14 protein-coding genes are annotated in these 22,884 nt (G+C 66.4%); 9 read left to right on the top strand and 5 right to left on the bottom strand.

Annotated elements, in window-relative coordinates; translation table 11 throughout:
• The first annotated feature begins 62 nt into the window (after positions 1-62).
• On the top strand, positions 63-1,529 hold the full coding sequence (astD, locus tag NOM55_RS12775; RefSeq protein WP_255908879.1) for a succinylglutamate-semialdehyde dehydrogenase: 1,467 nt from the start codon (positions 63-65) through the stop codon (positions 1,527-1,529).
• Between the two features lie 229 nt (positions 1,530-1,758).
• Here astD and NOM55_RS12770 read toward each other — a convergent pair whose 3' ends face one another.
• Entirely contained in the window at positions 1,759-4,230 is a 2,472-nt protein-coding gene (locus NOM55_RS12770) for a bifunctional diguanylate cyclase/phosphodiesterase (RefSeq protein WP_255908878.1), read from the bottom strand.
• A 479-nt stretch (positions 4,231-4,709) separates the two neighbouring features.
• On the opposite strand from NOM55_RS12770, the gene NOM55_RS12765 reads away from it, so the two are divergent.
• Positions 4,710-5,057 (top strand): hypothetical protein, encoded by a 348-nt coding sequence (locus NOM55_RS12765; RefSeq protein ID WP_255908877.1) that lies wholly within the window; start codon positions 4,710-4,712, stop codon positions 5,055-5,057.
• Positions 5,058-5,260: 203 nt separating this feature from the next.
• On the opposite strand, the gene gcvA is transcribed toward NOM55_RS12765, so the two are convergent.
• On the bottom strand, positions 5,261-6,187 hold the full coding sequence (gene gcvA / locus NOM55_RS12760) for a transcriptional regulator GcvA (RefSeq protein ID WP_255908876.1): 927 nt from the start codon (positions 6,185-6,187) through the stop codon (positions 5,261-5,263).
• Between the two features lie 151 nt (positions 6,188-6,338).
• Between gcvA and NOM55_RS12755 the strand changes: the two genes are divergently transcribed.
• The 4 genes from NOM55_RS12755 to NOM55_RS12740 all read left to right on the top strand — a co-directional run bounded on the left by NOM55_RS12755 (position 6,339) and on the right by NOM55_RS12740 (position 13,365).
• Entirely contained in the window at positions 6,339-7,385 is a 1,047-nt protein-coding gene (locus NOM55_RS12755) for a DUF1338 domain-containing protein (RefSeq protein WP_255908875.1), read from the top strand.
• 254 nt (positions 7,386-7,639) lie between these two features.
• Entirely contained in the window at positions 7,640-10,684 is a 3,045-nt protein-coding gene (locus NOM55_RS12750) for an FAD-binding and (Fe-S)-binding domain-containing protein (RefSeq protein WP_255908874.1), read from the top strand.
• Between the two features lie 301 nt (positions 10,685-10,985).
• Positions 10,986-12,707 (top strand): thiamine pyrophosphate-binding protein, encoded by a 1,722-nt coding sequence (locus NOM55_RS12745; protein WP_255908873.1) that lies wholly within the window; start codon positions 10,986-10,988, stop codon positions 12,705-12,707.
• 151 nt (positions 12,708-12,858) lie between these two features.
• The gene (locus tag NOM55_RS12740; protein ID WP_255908872.1) at positions 12,859-13,365 is read left to right on the top strand and encodes a DUF1993 family protein; all 507 of its coding nucleotides are present in this window, start codon (positions 12,859-12,861) and stop codon (positions 13,363-13,365) included.
• 313 nt (positions 13,366-13,678) lie between these two features.
• Here NOM55_RS12740 and NOM55_RS12735 read toward each other — a convergent pair whose 3' ends face one another.
• Together NOM55_RS12735 and NOM55_RS12730 are read right to left on the bottom strand one after the other, a co-directional pair.
• Positions 13,679-15,037: an MBL fold metallo-hydrolase RNA specificity domain-containing protein gene (locus tag NOM55_RS12735; protein WP_255908871.1), complete on the bottom strand. Its 1,359-nt coding sequence runs from the start codon at positions 15,035-15,037 to the stop codon at positions 13,679-13,681.
• Between the two features lie 257 nt (positions 15,038-15,294).
• A complete protein-coding gene (locus NOM55_RS12730) occupies positions 15,295-17,181 on the bottom strand; it encodes a methyl-accepting chemotaxis protein (protein ID WP_255908870.1) in 1,887 nt (628 codons plus the stop codon).
• A gap of 450 nt (positions 17,182-17,631) precedes the next feature.
• Here NOM55_RS12730 and NOM55_RS17350 point away from each other — a divergent pair, with 450 nt between their 5' ends.
• On the top strand, positions 17,632-18,948 hold the full coding sequence (locus tag NOM55_RS17350; RefSeq protein ID WP_305118919.1) for a methyl-accepting chemotaxis protein: 1,317 nt from the start codon (positions 17,632-17,634) through the stop codon (positions 18,946-18,948).
• A gap of 33 nt (positions 18,949-18,981) precedes the next feature.
• Here NOM55_RS17350 and NOM55_RS12715 read toward each other — a convergent pair whose 3' ends face one another.
• Positions 18,982-19,545 carry a lipocalin family protein gene (locus NOM55_RS12715; RefSeq protein ID WP_255908869.1) on the bottom strand — a complete coding sequence of 188 codons (564 nt, stop codon included), beginning with the start codon at positions 19,543-19,545 and terminating at the stop codon, positions 18,982-18,984.
• A gap of 166 nt (positions 19,546-19,711) precedes the next feature.
• Here NOM55_RS12715 and ahpC point away from each other — a divergent pair, with 166 nt between their 5' ends.
• Together ahpC and ahpF are read left to right on the top strand one after the other, a co-directional pair.
• Entirely contained in the window at positions 19,712-20,275 is a 564-nt protein-coding gene (gene ahpC / locus NOM55_RS12710) for an alkyl hydroperoxide reductase subunit C (RefSeq protein WP_047965683.1), read from the top strand.
• Positions 20,276-20,757: 482 nt separating this feature from the next.
• Positions 20,758-22,332, top strand: coding sequence for an alkyl hydroperoxide reductase subunit F (ahpF, locus tag NOM55_RS12705; RefSeq protein ID WP_255908868.1), 1,575 nt, complete (start codon positions 20,758-20,760; stop codon positions 22,330-22,332).
• Positions 22,333-22,884: the final 552 nt, after the last annotated feature.

Here is a 22,884-nt window from a genome sequence, read left to right as displayed (position 1 = left end):
CAAACACAACCGGGCGCCTCGAAAAGCTAGCGTTTTCGAGGTGTCCAGACAGGAATACAGCAATGAGCCAACTCTTCATCGACGGCGCCTGGACCAGCGGTCGCGGCGCATCCTTCGTCTCGCTCAACCCGGCCAACGGCCAGCCGGTATGGGAAGGCCACGCCGCCTCTGCCGCCGACATCGGCGCCGCCTTTGCCGCCGCGCGCCGCGCGTTTGACGACTGGCGCTGCCGCTCGCTGGACGAGCGCATCGCGCTGGTACGCCGCTTTGCCGAAGTGCTGGGCGAGCACAAGGAAGAGATGGCCCGCGCCATCGGCGTGGAAACCGGCAAGCCGCTGTGGGAATCGCGCCAGGAAGTAGCCGCCATGGTCGGCAAGATCGACATCTCCATCCGCGCCTATAACGAGCGTACCGGTGAAAAGCGCGGCGAGCTGGCCGGCGACGCCACCGTGCTGCGCCACCGTCCGCACGGCGTGCTGGCGGTGTACGGCCCGTACAACTTCCCCGGCCACCTGCCGAACGGCCACATCGTGCCGGCGCTGATCGCCGGCAACACCATCCTGTTCAAGCCGTCGGAACTGACCCCGCTGGTGGCCGAGCTCACCGTCAAGCTCTGGGAAAAGGCCGGCGCACCGGCTGGCGTGATCAACCTGCTGCAGGGCGAGCGCGATACCGGCATCGCCTTGGCGCAACACCCGATGCTGGACGGCCTGCTGTTCACCGGCAGCTCCGCCACCGGCGTGGCGCTGCACAAGCAGTTCGCCGGCCGCCCGGGCTTCATGCTGGCGCTGGAAATGGGCGGTAACAACCCGATGCTGGTGGCCGAGGTGGACAACCTGGACGGCGCCGTGCATCACGCCATCCAGTCGTCCTTCCTGTCGGCCGGCCAGCGCTGCACCTGCGCGCGCCGCCTGCTGGTGCCGCACGGCGAGTTCGGCGACCGTTTCATCGCTCGCTTTGCCGAAGTGGCCGCCAAGCTCACCATCGGTGACTACGATGCCGAGCAGCAGCCGTTCATGGGCGCCATGGTGTCGCTGAAGGCGGCGCAGGGCATGCTGGCGGCACAGGACAAGCTGCTGGCCATGGGCGCCACGTCCATCCTGGCCATGCGTCAGCTGCAGGACGGCAAGGCCTTCGTGACCCCGGCCATCCTGGACGTGACCGCCATCGCCGGCCAGCTGCCGGACGAGGAATACTTCGGCCCGCTGAGCCAGATCATCCGCTACCACGACTTCGACGAAGCGCTGCAGATCGCCAACCGTACCCAGTACGGCCTGTCCGCCGCGCTGCTGGCCGACGACGAAGCGCTGTGGCAGCGCTTCAACCGGGACATCCGCGCCGGCGTGGTGAACTGGAACAAACCGACCAACGGCGCGTCGTCCGCGGCACCGTTCGGTGGCACCGGCCTGTCCGGCAACCATCGTCCGGGCGCGTTCTACGCCGCCGACTACTGCGCCTACCCGATGGCGTCGGTGGAGGCGGGCGAGCTGACGCTGCCGGCACAGCTGTCGCCGGGCATGACTTTCTGAGGGTGTTGTTTCTGCTCATTGACAGCCCGCCACGTGCGGGCTTTTTTGCGTGCGGCGCAAGCTTGGCCGCACGTGCGCAGAACCTGTTCTAAAGTCTCGCACGCTCACGCAAGACAAGGCGAAAACGGCTGAGGCAGTGGCGTTTGGCTGGAGATGAACAAGCCTGCCGAAGGCATTTTCAACGCGGTATCGCCCGTGAGAACCGCCGCAGCAGACCTTGAACAGGTGCTCAGGACTTGCCGCGCAGGTAGTCGGCGACCGCCGCCGGCGGCAAGGGGCGCGCCTCGAGAAAACCCTGCATCTCGTCGCAGCCGTTGGCCAGCAGCCAGGCCTGCTGCGCCGGGGTTTCCACGCCCTCGGCCACGGTGTTGCAGGCCAGCTGTTGCGCCAGGGTGATGATGGTGCGCGCCACCGCGCGGCCTTCCTCGCGGTCGAGATTGCGCACGAAGGCGAGGTCGATCTTCAGTACCGACACCGGCAGCTGTTGCAGGTAGGCGAGCGAGGAGTAGCCGGTGCCGAAGTCGTCGAGCGCGAGGTGCAGCCCCAGCCCACGCAGCTGCTGCAGCACCGGCAGCGCCCACTGCAGGTTTTCCATCGCCGCGGTCTCGGTGATTTCCAGCTCCAGCTGTGCCGGTGCCACGCCGTGGCGCTGGCAGCTTTGCAGCAGCCAGTCCTGCAGCCCGGCATCGCCGAGCTGGCGCGGCGACAGGTTGATCGCCATGCGGCCAACCTGGTGGCCGTCGCGCTGCCAGGCGGCACGCTGCGCGATGGCCTGATCCAGTGTCCAGCGCCCGAGGCGCAGGATGAAGCCGGTTTCTTCCGCCACCGGGATGAACTCGCCGGGGCTGATGGCGCCCTCGGCCGCCTGCCAGCGCAGCAGCGCCTCGAAGCCGGCGACGCTGCCGTCGCGCAGCCGCACCCGCGGCTGGTACACCATGGAAAATTGTTGCTGCTGCAGCGCCAGCGCCATCTGGCCGGCCAGCTGCAGCCAGCGGCGGGTACGTGCCGGTTCGCAGTCGCTGAATGCTACCACCGGCGTGCTGATGCTGCGCTTTGCGGCGGTCATCGCCATTTCGGCGTGCTGCAGCAGCTGGCTGGCCTGATCGCCGTCCTCCGGATAGCGGCAGTAGCCGGCACGGGCGCCGGCCTGAAGCTCGATGCCGCCGGGCAGCACGAACGGTGCGGCAAAGGCTTCCAGCAGTTGCTGCGCGCGCGGCAGCGGTTGGCGCTGGCCCGGCATCAGCACCGCGAAGCTGTCGCCCTGCAGCCGTGTCAGCTGTTCGTCGGGGTGCAGCAGGCCTTGCAGGCGCTGGCTGCTGGCCACCAGCAGCGCATCGCCGCTGTCGTGGCCGAACACCTGGTTGATGCGCCCCAGCGCGTCGATATTGCACAGCAGCAGCGCGCCGTGCGGGCACTGCTGCAGGCTGGCATCCAGCTGCTGGATGGTGGCGTGGCGGTTGGGCAGCCCGGTCAGTTCGTCGTTGAGCGCCAGCCATTGCAGTTGCGAGGTCTGCTGCACCTGTACGCTGATGTCGCTGACAAAGGCCAGCACATAGGCGTGCTGGCCCCAGTGCAGCGGCGCCAGCTCGACACTGGCGTGAAACTGGCTGCCGTCGCAGCGCTCGGCGGTCACCTGCTGGCGTTCGCTCATGCGGCGCACGCTGGCCGCGGCGTGGTAGCCGCTGCGGTGCTGGCGGTGTGCGCCGCGCAGTGCGCTGGGCACCAGCTGGTCGATGTGGCCGCCGTCGAGTGCGCCCGGTGCGGCATGGAACAGCTGTTCCGCCGCCGGATTGCTGCTGACGATGCGGCCGTCCTGATCCACCACCAGAATGCCCAGTGGTGCGCCGGAAACCAGCGCGTGCAGGCGGTTGCGCGCGTCCTCGTGCGCGGTCTTTTCCACGGTCAGTTGCTGGTAAGGTTGCAGCAGGCGGGTTTCGATCACCCCGCGCAGGAAGAAGCCCTGGCCGATGACCTTGAACACGTGGCCGAGGCCGTTGGCGACGTCGTCCACCAGCTGGTAGAAGCAGAAAAACAGCTCGCCGAAGGCCAGCACCAGCAGGCCGGCGGTCAGCCACTGCCCGGCAAAGATGGACTGCTGCGCGCGGTGCACGCGAAAGGCCAGCAGCAGGTAGCCACCCACCAGCAGCCACTCCAGCGCGATTTTCAGCGCGGTCAGGCCGCTACCGGGCTGGTACAGCACCGGCAGCCTGCCGTACAGGCCGACACCGAGCAGCGCCACCAGCGCACCGTACAGCCAAAGCAGCGGAATGGCGCGCCGCTGTTGCGGGGGCGGCAGCAGCATGCACAGGATGGCCAGCGCCACCATCGCGCGCGCGCCCAGCCACAGCACGATGGCCTTTTGCGGGGTGTTGGTGGTGACGAAGGCCGGCAGCAGCGCGTAGGACACGGTGTGCAGGGTGTCCAGTGCCGCGATCACCGCGAAGCCGACCGCCAGCACCCGCAGCGGGCGGCTGCTGTCGGTGCGGAACCAGGCCATCACCGCCACCAGCAGGCTCATGGCGATGGACAGGATTTCCAGCATGGTGTGAATGGCGGCGTAGCCGGGCAGGCGTGCCCAGCCCGGCGACACCAGTTGCAACAGCAGCATCAGCGAGATCAGGAAGCACAGCAGCAGCGCCAGCGGCAGCGGGGTCGCGGTGTTGGCAGACGGCGTACTGGCGGGCCAGGACAGAGATAGCATGCGGGCGGGCTTTCGGCTGGGGTCGCAAAATGATGATTCAGCATAGCCACCCGGTGCCGGCGGCGGCAAATTATCACTTTACCTTAAGTCATGCTTGCCATGCTGCTACGGCATGCTGGAACTTGATCTGACCCCACTGCCAGTGTGGCAATGCCGACAACGGCTGCTGCAGCCGTCCACCTGCGCCAGCAGCCATGTGCGAAAAGGCGCACCTTGTCGACGTCGGGGTGGGGTAGAACCGTAGCCCGGATAAGCCACCGGCGCATCCGGGTAGGCGGTGCCTGATTTTCCCGGATGCGCTGCGTATATCCGGGCGACGAGAGCGCCCCTGTGCCAGCCGCCATCTGCGGAACACGTGCACCTTGTGGACGCCGGGGCGGGGTGGGCGTGTCTATAGTGTGATCAAGCTAACCGCAACAACAGGCGGACTACGCTGCAAGACGGCGGGCGCCGTTTTGGCACAAGCTGGAGACACGATCATGCCCAATACGCCGGAACCCGGATTGCTGCAGCTGTTGTATCTCTATTTCATCCCGTACTGGCTGTTTCGCGATGTCAGCCACGGCGATCAGATGCTGCGCGAGCAGAACTATCGCTATAACCGCGAGCAGCGCAAATACCTGCCCGGTTATCTGCTGAAGTGGGCGATCCTGTGTACGGTGCTGCTGGCCAGCCACCAGCTGGCCAGGGAGCTGACGGTGCTGGTGCCGGACTGGGATCATCTGTTCCGCATCTGGACACTGTTTTCCGGTGTCAGCTTCGCGGTCGGCGTTGCGTTGATGTCCAACATCATGGTGGCCTGGAGCTTCCTGACCTTCATCCCCTGAGGTCTGCCCGTGCGCCGTGCGGCAAGGTTGGCCGCATGGCCGTGTGCGCTTGCGGCCAAGTTTTTACGCGGCCCCGGGTTGCCTCGGGTGGCCCGGATAAGCCGCAGGCGCATCCGGGGAGTCGGTGCCTGATTTTCCCGGATGCGCTGCGCTTATCCGGGCTACGGGTTTATCCGGGGCGTGAATTTATCCGGGGCGTGAATTTATCCGGGCGCCGCGAGCGCCGCCTCCTCCTGTGCCGCCTGCGCCAGCAGCCAGTCGCGGAACACGCGCACCTTGTACACGTCGGTGCGGGTGGCCGGGTGCACCAGATAGTAGGCGTGCTGGCTGCGTACCGGCTGGTCCAGCGCCAGCTGCAACCGGCCGCTGGCCAGTTCTTCCGCCACCAGGAACTGCGGCAGCACCGCGATGCCGAGGCCGGAGATCGCCGCCTGGATCACCATGAAGAAGTGCTCGAAGCGCGGGCCGGACAGCAGGCTGGGCTGGTGCGTGTCCATGTCCTGCAGGCCGGCGGCGGACAGCCAGTCGTTCCACGCCTGCGGCCGCGTGGTGTGCTGTAGCAGGGTGTAGTCCAGCAGCTCGCGCACGTCGTTCAGCGGTTTTTTCAGCAGGCCGGGCGCGCACACCGGCACGATGTCCTCGCCCATCAGCCGGTGGCAGATCGCCCCCGGCCACAGCGCCGGGCCGAAGTGGATCGCCACGTCGGCCTCCACCTTGTCGAAATCGAACGGCCGCACCTGGGTCACCAGATTGAGCTGGATATCCGGGTAGCGCGCGCTGAAGTCCACCAGCCGCGGCACCAGCCAGCGTGAGCCGAAGGTGGGCAGCATGGCCACGGTGAGCACGCCGCCTTCGCCGCGATAGGCCATCAGCTGCAGCGTGGCGGCCTCGGCACGATCGAGCACGTCCTGCACCGCGGCGGCGTAGGCCTCGCCGGCCACGGTCAGCACCAGCCGCTGCTTGACGCGCTCGAACAAGGGGCGGCCGATGAAGTCTTCCAGGCCGCGGATCTGGCGGCTGACCGCGCTTTGCGTCAGGTTCAGCTCCTCGGCGGCGCGGGTAAAGCTCAGGTGGCGCACGGCAGCTTCGAAACACTGCAGGGCCATCAGCGAGGGGAGGGTGCGGCGCATGGTGAGTTCATGAGTTTACGGAATGAAGTCAGCAGAATACATCGCTTGAGCGCGACAGGGAAAGCCGTGACACTTTGCTTCATCAACGCCGCAGCAAAGATCACCGACAGATCGCCGGCCATATCGCACACTCAGGGAAGGGTATTCACAAATGACACAAACTCAAGCGTCCGCCGCCAACAGCCAACTGCACAAACTGCTGGTACAGGTAGCCGGTGAAAAAGCCGCCGCCGAGCTGTTCACCATGATCAAGGTCGAAGACGTACTGCTGGCCGAGCCGGCCGGCGAGCAGGTATCGCGCCTGGTACTGGCACAGGCGATGAACATGCTGCTGTTCGCGAAGAACCTGGACGCGGTGCCGGAAGGCAAGCGCTACGTCGCCGACAAGCTGGCCGCCGGCGGCCAGGTGGTGTTCGACCACGGCGCGCTGCGCACCGTGGCCGCGGCCAACACCGGCGCGCTGCCGCAGGGCGAGTTGGCCTTCAAGCGCGTGCTGGAGCCGCTGGGCTTTGCCGTGGCCGACGTGTACCCGCTGCCGCGCCTGAAGATGACCGGCCGCGCCTACTGTCATCAGGATGCGCCGGAACAGGTGGCGCAGTTCTTCGTGTCCGAGCTGCACGTGGACCAGTTCTCGCCGGCCTTCCAGGCGGCGGTGAACAAGGTGGTGTCCACCTCGCGCGATCCGCTGTCCGCCGCTGACAAGGCGCTGCTGGCCACGCTGTCCGACAACCGCGAACTGCCGTTCGCCGATGCCGCCAGCCTGCTGCCCAAGCTGGTGGGCTGTTTCGACGTGCAGCACGCCACGCCGACACTGGCCGACTACCACACCCTGCTGCAGGAATCCGCCGAAATGGCGTGGATCTCCACCGAGGGCAACGCCTTCAACCACGCCACCGACCACGTGGCTGACGTATTCGCCACCGCTGACGAGCTGCGCGCCAAGGGCCAGCCGATCAAGGACAAGGTGGAAGTGTCCGCCAGCGGCCGCGTACGCCAGACCGCGTTCAAGGCGGCGCAGGTGGAGCGCGAGTTCATCGACGCCGACGGCCAGCGCGTCAGCCGCATCGTGCCGGGCTCGTTCTACGAATTCATCACCCGCGACCGTTACACCGACGAAGCCGGCAACGACAAGCTGGATCTGCGCTTCGACAGCTCCAACGCGCAGGGCATTTTCAAGATGACCGCCGCCGCTTGCTAAGCGCCTGTTCACGATCTGCTGCGCTTCGGCGATACGGCGTTAAAAACGCCTTCGGAATGCTCATTGACCCCATGTCAATTCCGCTTCCTCAGTCGTTTTCGCCTTGTCTCGCTCTAGCTCGCGAGATCGTGAACACGCTCTGAGCGCAGTCCGATCTCTCTGGGTAACGGCTCCTTGTTGCCTGCTTGACCTGCCCTGCGTACCGGGGCAGGTCTTTTTCCGGCCTGCGGCCAACCTTTTGCCTGAACACACACATGATTCCCCGTCTGCATACCACCCCCACCAGCGACACGCTGTACCTCGACTTTGCGGCCGAACTGGCCGTGCGCGGCTTTGCCGGCGAGATCAGCCACGCTTATGCCGACCGGACCGTGCTGTCCACCGACAACTCCATCTACCAGGTGCTGCCGCAGCTGGTGGTGTTCCCGCGCGATAACGACGACGTGATCCGCATCGCCCGCCTGGCCGGCGAGCCGCGCTTCCAGGGGCTGAGCCTGAACGCCCGTGGCGGCGGCACCGGCACCAACGGCCAGTCGCTGGGCGAGGGCGTGATCGTGGACATCTCGCGCCACATGAACCGCATCCTGGAAATCAACGCCGCAGAGCGCTGGGTGCGGGTACAGGGCGGCGTGGTGAAAGACCAGCTCAATGCCGCGCTGAAGGCGCACGGGCTGTTCTTTGCGCCCGAGCTGTCCACCTCCAACCGGGCGACCATCGGCGGCATGATCAACACCGACGCCAGCGGCCAGGGCTCCTGCCTGTACGGCAAGACCCGCGACCACGTGCTGGCACTGGACACCGTGCTGCTGGACGGCACGTTGTGGCACTCCGCCCCGCTGGACGAGGCCGAGTTTGCCGCCATCAGCCGCCGCGACGACCGCGTCGGCGCGGTGCACCGCCTGCTGGACGACATCCGGCGCGACGACGCGGCGCTGATCGCCGAGAAGTTTCCCAGGCTCAACCGCTGCCTTACCGGCTACGACCTGGCGCACATCCGCGACGAGGCCGGGCGCTTCAACCTCAACAACATCCTGTGCGGTTCGGAAGGCACGCTGGGCTTCATCGTCGAGGCCAGGCTGAACGTGCTGCCGATTCCGCGTGCCAGCGCGCTGGTGAACGTGCGCTACGCCAGCTTCGACGCCGCGCTGCGCGACGCGCCGGCGCTGATGCAGCTGGGCGCCGCCTCCATTGAGACGGTGGATTCCACGGTGTTGAACCTGGCGCGGCAGGACATCGTGTGGCACGGCGTGCGCGAGTTCTTTCCCGACGACGCCACCCCGGCACAGGGCATCAACCTGGTGGAGTTCCTCGCCGACAGCGATGCCGCACTGGAAGCCACGCTGGCCGCCATCGGCGCGCAGCTGACAGCCGAGGGCGCGAGCCACGGTCGCCAGGGCCACACCGTGGCGCGTGGCGCCGCGGTTGGCCGCATCTGGGGCATGCGCAAGAAATCGGTGGGCCTGCTGGGCAACGTCAACGACAGCCGCCGGCCGATCCCGTTCGTGGAAGACACCGCGGTGCCGCCGGAAAACCTGGCCGATTACATCGCCGAATTCCGCGCGCTGCTGGACAGCCACGGCGTGCGCTACGGCATGTTCGGCCACGTCGATGCCGGCGTGCTGCACGTGCGCCCGGCCATCGACATGAAAGACCCGGCGCAGGAAGGGCTGGTGCGCAGCATCACCGATGGCGTGGTGGCGCTCACCCAGAAATACCACGGCCTGCTGTGGGGCGAGCACGGCAAGGGCGTGCGCTCCGAGTACGCGCCGGCCTTCTTCGGCCCGCTGTACCCGCGGCTGCAGCAGATCAAGGCGGCGTTCGACCCGTACAACCAGCTCAATCCGGGCAAGATCGCCGCGCCGACGGCGGACGGGCTGTGGAAGGTGGACGGCGTGACCACCCGTGGCCAGCTGGACCGCACCATCCCCATCGCCGTGCGAGCGCACTACGACGAGGCGCTGCACTGCAACGGCAACGGCGCCTGCTACAACTTCGACCCGGACGACGCGATGTGCCCGTCGTGGAAGGGCACCCGTGAGCGGCGCCACTCGCCGAAAGGCCGCGCCTCGTTGCTGCGCGAGTGGCTGCGCCAGCTGGCCGCGCAGGGTAGCGACCCGCTGAGCGCCAGCCGTGCGCTGCGCGCGCGCGGTTTTGTCGCCGGCCTGCCGGCACGCATCGCCAACACCCTGGGCAAACGCCGCGGCGCCGCCGACTTCTCGCACGAGGTGAAGGAGGCGATGGACGGCTGCCTGGCGTGCAAATCCTGCGTCGGCCAGTGCCCGGTGAAAGTGGACGTGCCAAGCTTCCGCGCCAAGTTCCTGGAGCTGTACTACGGCCGTTACTTGCGCCCGCTCAAGGACTACCTGATCGGCGGGCTGGAACATACGCTGCCGCTGGCAGCACGCCTGCCGTGGCTGTACAACGGCGTGATCGGCAGCAAGGTTGGCCGCATGCTGATGCGCAAGCTGAATCTGGTGGAAAGCCCGCTGTTGTCCGGCATCAACCTGCAAGCCGAGCTGGCGCGCCGCGGTGTGGCGGTGGCCAGTGCGAAGGTGCTGGCGGCGCTGCCGGCGGCGGAGCGCGCCCGCGCGGTGATCGTGGTGCAGGACGCGTTTACCAGCTACTTCGAAACCCCGCTGCTGCTGGATGTGTTCGCGCTGCTGCAGCGACTGGGCTTCGTGCCGCTGCTGGCGCCGTTCCGCGCCAACGGCAAGCCGCTGCACGTGCATGGCTTCCTCGCCCGTTTCGAAAAAGTGGCGGCGGCCAACGTGGCCAGCCTGCAGCAGCTGGCGGCCAGCGGGCTGCCGCTGGTGGGCATCGACCCGTCGATGACGCTGACCTACCGCAGCGAATACGCCAAGCTGCCGGGTATGGGCGAGCTGCCGAAGGTGCAACTGCTGCAGGAATGGCTGGCCAGCCGACTGGCCGAGCTGCCGGCAGACGCGCGGGCCAGCATGAGCGCAAGCTTCACCCTGTTGCCGCACTGCACCGAGAGGACCAACGCCCCGGCGGCGGTGGGCGATTGGCAGAAAGTGTTCGCCGCCTGCGGCCTGAACCTCGCCACCCGTGCCAGCGGCTGCTGCGGCATGGCCGGCACTTTCGGCCACGAGGCCGACAAGCGCGCGCTGTCGGAAACCATCTATCGCCAGAGCTGGCAAGGCATCGTGGCCGGCCAGCGTGACGACAGCCCGCTGCTGGCCACCGGCTACTCCTGCCGCTGCCAGGTGGCGCTGATGGACGACGTGGCACTGCCGCACCCGGCCAGCGCGTTGTTGAGGGCGTTGACGCCGGCTGCCTGACCACAGGTTCTGCCAGCGCCGTTGTACTGCATTTTTCCGGTGGCCCTTCGCCGCCGGCCGTGACTGTTTTGCGGTGGGCCGAAGCGGCCTGCCAGGCGGGCGCCTCCAAAAACCCCGGTTTCTAAGCGAGACAAGGCGCGAGCGAAAAATCCCGACGCCGCATAGGTTTGCTATGTAAGGAGGGATTTTTCGTGAGCAACGCAGTATCGCAACGAAAGCGGGCGTTTTTCGAGGTGCACGGCGTGTGGCTATTCAAGGTTGGCCGCATGATGACAACTCACCACCGACAAGGGGGTAATGCATGAACAGCAAGTTGGCAGGGCATCTGCTGGTGGAGTGCCTGGTGGCACAGGGTGTGGACATTGCCTTTGGCGTGCCGGGCGAAAGCTACCTGGCGGTACTGGACGGCTTCTATCGCAGCCGCGAGCAGATCCGCTTTATCACATGCCGCAACGAAGGCGGCGCCGCCTTCATGGCCGAGGCGCACGGCAAGCTCACGCGCCGCCCCGGCGTGTGCCTGGTCACGCGCGGCCCCGGTGCCACCAATGCCAGCATCGGCGTGCATACCGCGTTCCAGGATTCCACCCCCATGGTGCTGCTGGTAGGTGATGTAGGCAGCGATTGCCGCGACCGCGAAGCGTTCCAGGAAATGGACTACAGCGTGTACTTCGGCCCGTCCACCAAGGGCATGGCCAAGCGCGTGGAACGCATCGACGACGCCAACCGCATCCCGGAATACATCAGCCGTGCCTTCGCCACCGCCATGAACGGCCGCCCCGGCCCGGTGGTGCTGGTGTTGCCGGAAGACATGCTGGTGCAGCCGGTGGCCGACAGCCTGGCGCCGCTGCCACGGGTGGAGGCGGTGACCCCGTTTCCGGACCCGGCCGGCATCGCCGCGCTGCAACGCCTGCTGGAACAGGCCGAGCGCCCGCTGCTGATTGCCGGCGGCAGTGGCTGGGATGCCGAAGGCGCCGCCGCGCTGCAGGCCTTTGCCGAGCGCTGGCAGCTGCCGGTGGGCAATGCCTTCCGTTTTCAGGACACCTTCGACAACCATCACCCGCTGTATGCCGGCGACGTCGGCATCGGCATCAACCCGGCGCTGGCGGCCAACATCCGCAACAGCGACCTGATCATCGCCATCGGCGCTCGCCTGGGCGAAATGACCACCGGCGGCTACACCCTGCTGCAGGCGCCGCGCAGCCAGCAGCAACTGGTGCACATCCTGCCGCAGGGCGACGAGCTGGACCGCGTGTACCAGGCCGATGTGGCGATCCAGTCCGGCGTCAACGCCGCCGCGCAGGCACTGGCCGCCTTGCCGGTGCCGTCCGCCGCCCCGCGCTGGCAGGCCTGGAGCCGGCAGCTGAACGCCGACTACCGCGCCAACCTGGTGCCGCAGCGCCTGGCTGGGCTGAGCGAAGGCATCAGCGGCGACATCGACCTGCCGCGCGTGATTGCCAGCCTGCAGCGCCAGCTGCCGGCCGACGCGGTCATCACCAACGGCGCCGGCAACTTCGCCAGCTGGATCCACCGCTACTTCCAGTACCACGGCGTGGTGAAAGGCCACAAAACCCAGCTGGCACCCACCAACGGCGCCATGGGCTACGGCGTGCCGGCCGGCATTGCGGCCAACCTCGCCACCGGCCGCACCGCCTTCACCATCGCCGGCGACGGCGACTTCCTGATGAACGGCCAGGAACTGGCCACCGCGCTGCAACACGGCGGCAAATCCATCATCCTGCTGCTCAACAACGGCGTGTACGGCACCATCCGCATGCACCAGGAGCGCGAGTACCCCAACCGCATCAGCGGCACCCAGCTGGGCAACCCGGACTTCTGCCAGCTGGCCGGCGCCTACGGCTACGCCGCCGAGCGCATCGCCAGCAACGACGAGTTCGACGCCGCGCTGGAGCGGGCACTGGCGCGCCCGAACGGCACGCTGCTGGAAATCCGCCTGCCGCCGGACATCATCAGCACCCGCGCCACGCTCACCACCATCACCGCGGCGGCACTGGCACGCGGTTGAGGTGTTGGCCTGACGTGAAAAAACCGGCCTGCGGGCCGGTTTTTTGTTGGAGGAAGGGGGCACAAGAACGGGACTGCTTGCGGGTCTATCGGCTATGGTGAAGTTGTTCCGGCGGCCAACTCTGGCCGCCACACTCACCGAGGGAGCCATCATGCCGCTTTCCATGTATCAGGCCGCGATACCGCCGCTGTTGCGCGGGCTGGCCAATCTGTCCGCCATCCTCGACAAGGCACTGCTGAATGCCGAGTCTCGCCATGTCGACGCCGCCGTCTTGCTGCAGGCACGGCTGGCGCCGGACATGTTTCCGCTGATTCGCCAGGTGCAGATTGCGGCGGATACCGCCAAGGGCTGCGGCGCACGGCTAGCCGGGGTGGAGATCCCCAGTTATCCGGACACCGAAACCGGTTTCGACGAACTGCAGCAGCGTATCGCCAGGACCGTGCTGTTTCTGCAGGGTTTGCAAGCGGCGCAGGTCGACGGCAGCGAAGCGCGCGACATCGTGATGAAGTTTCCCAACCAGACGCTGAATTTCACCGGCCAGGACTACCTGCAGTATTTCGTGCTGCCCAACTTCTACTTCCACCTCACCACCGCCTACGACATCCTGCGTCACAACGGCGTGCCACTGGGCAAGGGGGATTACCTGGGCGGCGGCTAAGAACCTGTTCAATGTCTGCTGCGATTGATTTCAATGGGGCGATACGGTGTTGAAAACGACTTCGGAATGCTCATTTACCCCATGTAAACTCCGCTTCCTCAGTCGTTTTCGCCTTGTCTCGCGTGAGCGCGCGAGACTTTGAACAGGTTCTAAGAGCCGCTAACCAAACTCCTGATCCTGCATTTTGCCTCCTTGCCGTACGACTTGTACTGTCTGCGTCGGCGCGCCTTGGCTCGGGTGCGCTGCGAGGTGTCGTTAGCGGCGCTAAGCGGCACCGGCAAACGGCATCTCGCCGCCGCCGTGTCCGGCGCAGCTACAGCGCGACGCGCTGCTGGTGTTCCGGCACCGCCGCGTGCCAGTGCAGTTCCAGGCTGATGCGGCGGCGTAGCGCATCGGCGGCGGCCGGTTCGCCGTGGACCACAAACACCTGTTGCGGCGGGGCGCTGAAGCCTGTCAGCCACTGCATGATCTCGTTGCTGTCGGCGTGGGCGGACAGGTGGTCCAGCGCCACCACTTCGGCATTGATCGGCACGTCCTGGCCGTGGATGCGCACCGAGTCGGCGCCGGCCACGATCAGCGCGCCGCGGGTGCCGCCGGCCTGGAAGCCGGAAAACAGCAGCGTGTTGCGCGGATTGGGCGCGAACGCCTTCAGGTGGTGCAGCACCCGGCCGCCGGTGGCCATGCCGCTGGCGGCGATGATGATAGCCGGCTCTTTGGTCTGGTTCAGGCGCTTGGATTCGTCGACCGAGCGCACGATGTGGGCGACGCGGCACATGCCTTCGCACTCGCTTTCCGACAGCTTGTGCAGCTGGCGGAACTGCTGGTACAGCGCGGTGACGTCGCTGGCCATCGGGCTGTTGATGTACACCGGCAGCTGCTGCGGGATGCGGCCGTGCTGTTTCAGCTGGTAGATGTAGTACATCAGCAGCTGGGCGCGGGCGACGGCAAAGGACGGGATCACGGTGATGCCGTGGCGGCCGACGGTGCGGTTGATGACCTCGGCCAGCACATCGGCCACCGCGGTGGCGGGGTGGCTGCGGTCGCCGTAGGTGGATTCCACCAGCAGGTAGTCGGCGTGCTGGATCGGCTGCGGCGGCAGCATGATCGGGTCGTGCTGGCGGCCGAGATCGCCGGAGCAGACCAGGGTCTTGCCTTCGGCCTCGATGGTGACGGTGGCGGCGCCGAGGATGTGGCCGGCCGGGCGCAGCAGCAGCTGGATGTCGGGGAAGATTTCGCGGCGCTGGTTGAACGGCAGCGGCCGCAGGTAGGCCAGCGCGCGTTCGGCGTCGGCCTCGGTGTACAGCGGCAGTGCCGGCTGGTGCTTGGAGTAGCCGCGGCGGTTGGCGTATTCGGCTTCTTCTTCCAGCAGGTAGCCGCTGTCGGGCAGCAGGATCGCCGCCAGCTCGCAGCTGGCTTCGGTGGCGTACACCGGGCCGCGAAAGCCGTCGCGCACCAGCGCTGGCAGGTAGCCGCTGTGGTCGAGGTGGGCGTGGCTGAGCACCACCGCGTCGAGATCGGCCGGAGCGAACGGCAGCCCGGCCCAGTTGCGCAGCCGCAGCTGCTTGTAGCCCTGAAACAGGCCGCAATCGAGCAGGATCTTGCGGCCGCCGCATTCCAGCAGGTACTTGCTGCCGGTGACGGTGCCGGCGGCGCCGAGAAAGGTGAGGTGCATGAGCGTTTCCTGTGCCGCTGGGGCGCTGGTGGCAGGGCGTCGCGCAGTGGGGGCGGCGCGGCAGTTCACTCTTATATATAGTGATTTGCCGCGCGGGCGGTGGCGCCGATTTGCGATGGCCTGCACCGCTTGGCCGTTTCAGGTCAGGTAGATGGCGTGCGGCGCCCGTGCCGGCCGCGATGAGACGAACCCCCAAAAAGAGGTTGGCCGCAGCGCGGACGCTGCGGCCAACCTTGTCATGCGGCGGATGCCGTGGCTCAGATGCGGAAGCGCGCCACCATGTCATGCAGGTGGTTGGACAGCTGGTGCAGCTCGTCCACGGTGCGGGTGGCGCTTTGCACTGCCTGGTCGGTTTCGATCGCCATGTGGTTGGCGGTCTCTGCCGCGCGCGCCATATCGGTGGTGGCGATCGACTGCTCGCGGGTGGCGTCGGCGATGTCGCGGATGGTCAGCACCACGCGCGCCACCTCGTCCTCGATGCCGGCCATCTGCCCGGCGACCTGGCGCGAGGCGCTGACCCCGTGGCGGACCGATTCCCGGGTGTGTTCCATATTGCCCAGCGCCGATTCCACGTCGTGGTGGGTGGCGTCGATCAGCTCGCCGATCTCCACCGTGGCCTTGGCGGTGCGCTCGGCCAGCTTGCGCACCTCGTCGGCCACCACCGCGAAGCCGCGCCCGGTCTCGCCAGCGCGTGCCGCCTCGATCGCTGCGTTCAGCGCCAAGAGGTTGGTCTGGTCGGCGATGTCCTTGATCACGTTGATGATCTGGTCCATCTGCGCCGAGCGCTGTCCCAGCGCGCCGAGGGTGGTGGCCAGCTGGCCGACCTGGCCGGCGATGCGCTCGATGCCGCCGGCCAGCTCGCCCACCGCCTGCGCCGACTGGCGCGAGGTCTGCCCGGTCTGTACCACCACCTCTTCCGCCGAGGTGGCATTGCTGGCGATGTGGTTGATGCTGACGGTGATCTGTTCGATGGTAGCGGCGGTGGCGCTGGAGGCGTCGGCCTGCTGCTGCGAATCGCTGGCCAGCTGGCGGGTGATGCCGTTCAGCGCGTCGATGCCGCCGTTGAGCGACACCGAGTGCTCGCGCACCTCCAGGAACATCTGCCGCAGGCTGCCGATGAAGCGGTTGAACGCCTCGGCGGTCTGGCCGATCTCGTCCTGCTTGTCCACCACCAGCTGGTGGGTCAGGTCGCCGTCGCCGCTGGCGACATCCAGCAACGCATCGCGCAGCCGCACCAGGCTGGCCAGCAGGCGGGTGAGGGCGAAGTTGGCCAGCACGATGCCGGCCACCGCGACGGCGAGGCCCGCCAGCACCAGCGTCAGCAACAGCTGGTTCAGCGGGGCCAGCATCACGTCCTTCTCCACCACCGTGCCCAGCACCCAGTCGCTGCCGGCGATACTGGCTACCTCGGCGTAGTGGCTGCGGCCGTCGATCTCCACTTCATGCAGCGTCGGGCTGTTGCCGGCGGCGCTGACCAGCGCGGCGTCAAAGCCCGGCATCACCTCGGCCACCGGCTTGAGGGTGGAGTTGGCGGCAGGGTGGCTGACGATCTTGCCGTCGCGCGTTACCAGGAAGGCGTAACCGTCGCCGCGCAGCCTGATCGCCTTTACCACCGCGGTCAGCCCGTCCAGCGAGATGTCACCACCGACCACGCCGAGCTGCGCACCGTCGCGCAGGATCGGGCTGGCGACAGTCACACCCAACTTTTGCGAGCTGGTGAACACGTAGGGGGCGGTGATGGCGACGCCTTTCTGCGCGCTGGCCAGCTGGTACCACGGCCGCGCAGTCGGGTCGTAGCCGTCGGCCGGCAGCTTGTCAGGCGTGTGGTAGCGCATCGCCTTGTCGGCGTAGCCGGCAAAGGTCTGGTCGAAACCACCGGCGTCCTTGCCCTGTTGCAGGAACGGGTACGGCGCGCTGGCATCGACATCGCCGAGGCGGTTGGCTGTCGCCTGGATGGCGTCGCGGCGCTGGGCCAGCCAGCGGCCGAGTGCCTCGCTGTTGCCGGCGATGGCGGCGTCCAGCTCCTGCTGCACGCCGTGGATGATCTCGCTGCGCATGCGCTGGTAGGCGAGGGCGGACAGCACTGCGATGGCAATCGCCAGCAGGATGGCGACAAAAAACAGGAGTCGCTGTTTTAACGACATGGCATTCCTCGTAATAACGGGGCAACGCGGCGACTCTGCTGGCCGCCTGGCGTTGCCGGGGTCGGGTGGGGTGTGTGTTGGGGGTGCCGCGTTCGCACTTTATTTTATGAATCTTTGTGATAAATCAGCGCGCGCGATGATAACAATCTATAACAGCTGCCGCCACCCTCAGTCGCGCCGCCGCCGCATTGGCAGGATTGCCACGCCGGTGGCCGGTGTGCAGACCGCGTCGTCGCGCGTGCCAGGGTTGGCCGCAAGGCGCAGCGCCAGTGCCGGCGCGGCTTTTAGCCGTATCCGGGCAATGGCCGGTCATCTCGATAAGTCACGCTAGCGAGTTGCGTCGCCGCCGGCCCGGACATAACGGCTGCAATTTTTTGTAAATAAGTAATTTGTACAATACAATAGCTATACAAAAGTACGATAACCCGTTCGCCACCACGAGAAAACGCCATGTTCAATACCCGGCTCAAACAGCAGATCGGCGAGCTGCAACAGCAGCTGCGCACCCAGCAGGCGATTGCCAGCGCGCTGGAGCGTTCCTTTGACAGCGTCCATTTCGATGCGGAGCGCAGGGTGGTGGCGGCCAACCAGAACTTTCTGGACACGCTGGGTTACCGCCAGCTCGGCGATATTCTCGGCCAGCCGCACAGCCTGTTCTGCGCCAACGACGATGTCGCCAGCCGTGACTACGCGCAGTTCTGGGCGCGGCTACAGCGCGGCGAGCCGTTCCAGGGCAAGGTGCAGCGCGTTACCGCCGCAGGCGGGGTGGTGTGGCTGGAGGCGACGTACAGCCCGGTTGTCGACGATGCCGGCCACATCAGCGGCTATGTGAAGTTTGCGACCGACATCACCGCCCGCGTGCGCGAGGCGGCGCACAACCGCTCGGTGCTGCAGGCGCTGGATCGTGCGATGGCGACCATCGAGTTCAGCCCCGACGGGACCATCGTCGGGGCCAACGATAATTTCCTGCGCACCATGGGCTACCGGCTGGAGCAGCTGCGCGGCCAGCATCACCGCCTGCTGTGCGAGCGCGAGTTCGGCGACAGCGCCGAGTACGAACAGCTGTGGCAGCGCCTGCGCCGTGGCGAGTTCTTCGCCGGCCAGATCCGGCGCCGTCACCACGACGGCCGCACGGTGTGGCTGGAGGCCAGCTACAACCCGGTGCTGGACGAAAACCAGCAGGTGGTCAGCGTGATCAAGTTCGCCACCGACATCAGCGCCCGCGTCGAGCAGGTGCAGCAGGAGCGCGACAGCGCCCAGTTTGCCTACAGCTCGTCACGGCAGACGCTGGACTGGTCGGACAGCGGCGTGGCCGGCATCAGCCAGAGCGTGGAGGAGATCCGGCAGATGGCCGGCAGCATCGAGGCGGCCAGCGACACGGTGCAGCAGCTGGGTGCGCGCTCGCTGCAGATCACCTCCATCGTGCAGACCATCAAGGACATCGCCGACCAGACCAACCTGCTGGCGCTGAACGCGGCGATCGAGGCGGCACGCGCCGGCGAGACCGGGCGCGGCTTCGCGGTGGTGGCCGACGAGGTGCGCAAGCTGGCCGAGCGCACCACCGCGTCGACCACCGAGATTGCCGCCATGGTCGGCGACATCCAGCAACAGACCGGCAGCGCGGTGCAGAGCATGGCGCAGATCCTGCAACAGGCGCAGCACAGCGTGACGCTGACGCAGCGCGCCGGCAGCACCATCGCGCAGATCCGCGACGGCGCCCACGCGGTGGTGGAAGCCATCGGCCGCTTTACCCACCTCAAGTCGTGAGCCGGCGCCGCTCGGCGGCTGGGTGGCTGGCGCTCAGTCGAGCTGCGGCGTGCGCTGCAGCTTGCCGGTGTCAAAGCCCTGCTGCCGCAGCCGGGCCAGCAGCGCGGCGTAGGCGGCCGGCGCCACGCTGCGGCTGCGCGCCAGCACCCACAGGTAGTCGCGCTTCGGCTCGCTGACCGCGACCAGCTGGTAGTCCTCGTCCAGATCGATCACCCAGTAATCCCCCCACACCCACGGCAACCATGACAGCCAGGCCGGCGCGAAGCGCACCTGCAGCTTTGGCGAGCTGGCACCGCCGATTTGCCGCGCGCTGCCGCTGGCGCTGCTGATGTCGCCATTGGCCAGCCGGCAGCGATTGTCCACCGCGACCGTGCCGTCCGTCTGCAGCCGGTAACGGGCGCTGGCATTGGCGACGCACTTTTGCTGAAACCAGTTGGGAAAGCGGGCGATCTCGTACCAGGTGCCCATGTAGCGCGGCACATCCAGCGCGGCAATGGTTTGCAGGCGGCCGTCGCCGGCAATGCCCACCGGCTGCGGGCTGGCGCAGGCCGGCAGGGTGGCGAGGCACAGCAGGGCGGCAACAAGGGTCTTTTTCATGAGCGGATTCCCGGCGGGCTGGCCAGCCGCGAGACCGATGCTGGGCGCGGCAATGGCGTGATAAAGAAAATAAAACTATCTGAAAAAAACATTCAATTGGAATTGGCTATCGCAATCCGGCATGATCCATCCGTCGACAACGACTAACCCATTCAAGGAGCGAAGCATGTCCATCATCAACAGCCAGATCAAACCGTTTGCCAGCAAAGCCTTCCACAACGGCCAGTTTATCGACGTGACTGACCAGACGCTGCTGGGCAAGTGGTCGGTGGTGTTCTTCTACCCGGCCGACTTCACCTTCGTGTGCCCGACCGAACTGGGCGACCTGGCTGACCTGTATCCGCAGTTCCGTGATATGGGCGTGGAAATCTACTCGGTGTCCACCGACACCCACTTTACCCACAAAGCGTGGCACGACACCTCCGACACCATCAAGAAGATCCAGTATCCGATGCTGGCCGACCCGACGCACCTGATCTCGCGCAACTTCGGCGTGCTGATCGAGGAAGCCGGCCTGGCCGATCGCGGCACCTTCGTGATCGATCCGGAAGGCAAGATCCAGATCGTGGAAATCAGCGCCGGCGGCGTCGGCCGCGATGCCTCCGAACTGCTGCGCAAAATCAAGGCGGCCCAGTACGTGGCGGCGCACCCGGGTGAAGTGTGCCCGGCCAAGTGGAAAGAAGGCGATGCCACCCTGGCACCGTCGCTGGACCTGGTAGGCAAGATCTAAGCAAAGCTGCTGCGTGCCCGTGATTGCGGCTTGGGCGCTGCTCGGCATCCTCATGTACTCAACGTACATTCCGGTGCCTGCGCTGCGGCCGCACCGCACTGACGGGCACTCGTGACGCTTTGCTGCGTTTTCGCCGCCCTTCGGCCCGATAGCTTTGTCGGCGGCGCGGGGGCTTGCCGTACTACATGTACTGTCTGCGCCCCCGCTTGCTTGCCTTCGCGCTCTCGGGTCGACTCATCGACGGAAACCAGGTGGCAGCCCCACACAAATAAGTACCCGACATTCATTGCCGGGTGCCCCGGAAAACGGCCTTGCGGCCAACCTTAGCGCCACGAACAACACCTCGCAGAAAACCTGAGCCAAGGCGCGCCGACGCAGACAGTACACGTCGTGCGGCAAGGAGGCGCAACGCAGGATCAGGGGTGTTGCTAGCGGCTCGTAGAGGCCACTTTCCCGGGTACCCGTATACCAAGGAGCACACCATGCTGGACAACACTATCAAGACGCAACTGCAAGCTTACCTGACCAACCTGCAGCACCCGATCGAGCTGGTGGCCTCGCTGGGCAACGGCCCGAAAGACGAGGAAGTACGCGGCCTGATCGCCGATATCGCCGAATTGTCGGATAAAGTCAGCGCCCGTTATGACGGTAACGATGCGCGCCAGCCGTCGTTCACTGTTGGCCGCAACGGCGATGCCGCCAGCCGCGTGCAGTTTGCCGGCGTGCCGATGGGGCACGAGTTCACCTCGCTGGTGCTGGCGCTGCTGCAGGTGGGCGGCCACCCGTCCAAGGCCGGGCAGGACCTGATCCTGCAGGTGAAAGACCTGAGCGGTGAATACACCTTCGAGACCTATATCTCGCTGTCGTGCCAGAACTGCCCGGACGTGGTGCAGGCGCTGAACCTGATGGCGGTGCTGAACCCCTGCATCCGCCACACCATGATCGACGGCGCGCTGTTCCAGGACGAGGTGAACGCCCGCCAGATCATGTCGGTGCCCACCGTGTACCTGAACGGCGAAGTGTTCGGTCAGGGCCGCATGGGGCTGGAAGAGATCGTCGCCAAGCTGGATACCGGCGCCGCCGCCCGCGATGCGGCCAACATCGACCGGAAAGACGCCTTCGACGTACTGGTGGTCGGCGGTGGCCCGGCCGGTGCCGCGGCGGCCATCTACACCGCCCGCAAGGGCATCCGCACCGGCGTGGTGGCGGAGCGCTTCGGCGGCCAGGTGCTGGACACCATGGGCATCGAGAACTTCATCTCGGTGCAGGAAACCGAAGGCCCGAAACTGGCGATGGCGCTGGAACAGCACGTGAAGGAATACGACGTGGACGTGATGAACCTGCAGCGCGCCAGCAAGCTGCTGCCGGCCAGCGAAACCGCCAGCGGCCTCACCGAAATCCAGTTGCAAAGCGGCGCTGTGCTGCGCGCCAAAACCGTGATCATCGCCACCGGTGCGCGCTGGCGCGAGATGAACGTGCCGGGCGAACAGGCCTACCGCAACAAGGGCGTGGCCTACTGCCCACACTGCGACGGCCCGCTGTTCAAGGGCAAGCGCGTGGCGGTGATCGGCGGCGGCAACTCCGGCGTGGAAGCGGCCATCGATCTGGCGGGCATCGTGTCGCACGTGACGCTGCTGGAATTCGGCGATGCGATGCGGGCCGACGCGGTGCTGCAGAACAAGCTGCGCAGCCTGCCCAACGTCAGCGTCATCCTGCAGGCGCAAACCACCGAAGTCACCGGCGACGGCAGCAAGGTCAACGGTCTGCGCTACACCGATCGCGTCAGCGGCGAGGCACGCCACATCGAACTGGAAGGCATCTTCGTGCAGATTGGCCTGCTGCCGAACACCGACTGGCTGCGCGGCAGCGTGGAGCTGTCCAGCCGTGGCGAGATTCTGGTGGGCCGCCACCAGGACACCACGGTGCCCGGCGTGTTCGCCGCTGGTGACGTGACCGACGTGCCGTACAAGCAGATCATCATCGCCATGGGCGAGGGCGCCAAGGCCGCGCTCGGCGCCTTCGATCACCTGATCCGCAGCGGCGTGTCCGCCAGCTGAGTCAAGGTTGGCCGCAGCCTGCGGCCAACCTTTGAATCCCGGATGCAAGCCCCGTATCGGATGATGCGGGGCTTTTTGTCGTGTGCCGGCGCTCGTGCCGCGGCCTATACTGCATTGCGCACCCCGCGAGCGGCTGGCCAGCCGCCGCGGCGGTTAGCTCGTGGTACCCGCCGCTAGTCACAACTGTCTTTTTCGTCGTTCCGCGTGGTGATTCCTGCCGCAAAAATGCTGATTAATACTGCTTTTCTTGCCAGTTTTCCTGATGTTATATTTTCAACAGTTGCTTGAATCTGTTTTCACCGTAACCTACGATGAAGCGTAGCAAACCCAGCCGGCATCAGGGAGGAGGGCTTTCATCACGGTCTGGGATTGTCAGGACGAGGTGTAGTACCGATAGAGCTTTGGCGATGGTGCCGGCGCTTGCTGGCGCAGTCGCCTCCATGCAAGAAGCCATGCGGTGTGAACGTTATCGGCACGTGCCATGAGGTGGGAATCACGCGTGCGATTCCTTGGCAGGAACCGCCTCTACATTGCGATCTAATGGAGGCACAA

Source organism: Vogesella sp. AC12, from assembly GCF_024437575.1.
In the GTDB taxonomy this organism is placed as follows: Bacteria; Pseudomonadota; Gammaproteobacteria; order Burkholderiales; family Chromobacteriaceae; genus Vogesella; species Vogesella indigofera.
The sequence above is the reverse complement of the archived record's forward strand: the minus strand, read 5'-3'. Positions and strand labels throughout refer to the sequence as shown.

Coding starts and splice junctions, on each gene's coding strand:
- NOM55_RS12755 (WP_255908875.1), top strand. CDS start 6,339: ATGACACAAACTCAAGCGTCCGCCGCCAACAGCCAACTGCACAAACTG.
- NOM55_RS12740 (WP_255908872.1), top strand. CDS start 12,859: ATGCCGCTTTCCATGTATCAGGCCGCGATACCGCCGCTGTTGCGCGGG.
- ahpF (WP_255908868.1), top strand. CDS start 20,758: ATGCTGGACAACACTATCAAGACGCAACTGCAAGCTTACCTGACCAAC.
- NOM55_RS12765 (WP_255908877.1), top strand. CDS start 4,710: ATGCCCAATACGCCGGAACCCGGATTGCTGCAGCTGTTGTATCTCTAT.
- astD (WP_255908879.1), top strand. CDS start 63: ATGAGCCAACTCTTCATCGACGGCGCCTGGACCAGCGGTCGCGGCGCA.
- NOM55_RS12750 (WP_255908874.1), top strand. CDS start 7,640: ATGATTCCCCGTCTGCATACCACCCCCACCAGCGACACGCTGTACCTC.
- NOM55_RS12745 (WP_255908873.1), top strand. CDS start 10,986: ATGAACAGCAAGTTGGCAGGGCATCTGCTGGTGGAGTGCCTGGTGGCA.
- ahpC (WP_047965683.1), top strand. CDS start 19,712: ATGTCCATCATCAACAGCCAGATCAAACCGTTTGCCAGCAAAGCCTTC.
- NOM55_RS12715 (WP_255908869.1), bottom strand. CDS start 19,545: ATGAAAAAGACCCTTGTTGCCGCCCTGCTGTGCCTCGCCACCCTGCCG.
- NOM55_RS12730 (WP_255908870.1), bottom strand. CDS start 17,181: ATGTCGTTAAAACAGCGACTCCTGTTTTTTGTCGCCATCCTGCTGGCG.
- gcvA (WP_255908876.1), bottom strand. CDS start 6,187: ATGCGCCGCACCCTCCCCTCGCTGATGGCCCTGCAGTGTTTCGAAGCT.
- NOM55_RS17350 (WP_305118919.1), top strand. CDS start 17,632: ATGTTCAATACCCGGCTCAAACAGCAGATCGGCGAGCTGCAACAGCAG.
- NOM55_RS12735 (WP_255908871.1), bottom strand. CDS start 15,037: ATGCACCTCACCTTTCTCGGCGCCGCCGGCACCGTCACCGGCAGCAAG.
- NOM55_RS12770 (WP_255908878.1), bottom strand. CDS start 4,230: ATGCTATCTCTGTCCTGGCCCGCCAGTACGCCGTCTGCCAACACCGCG.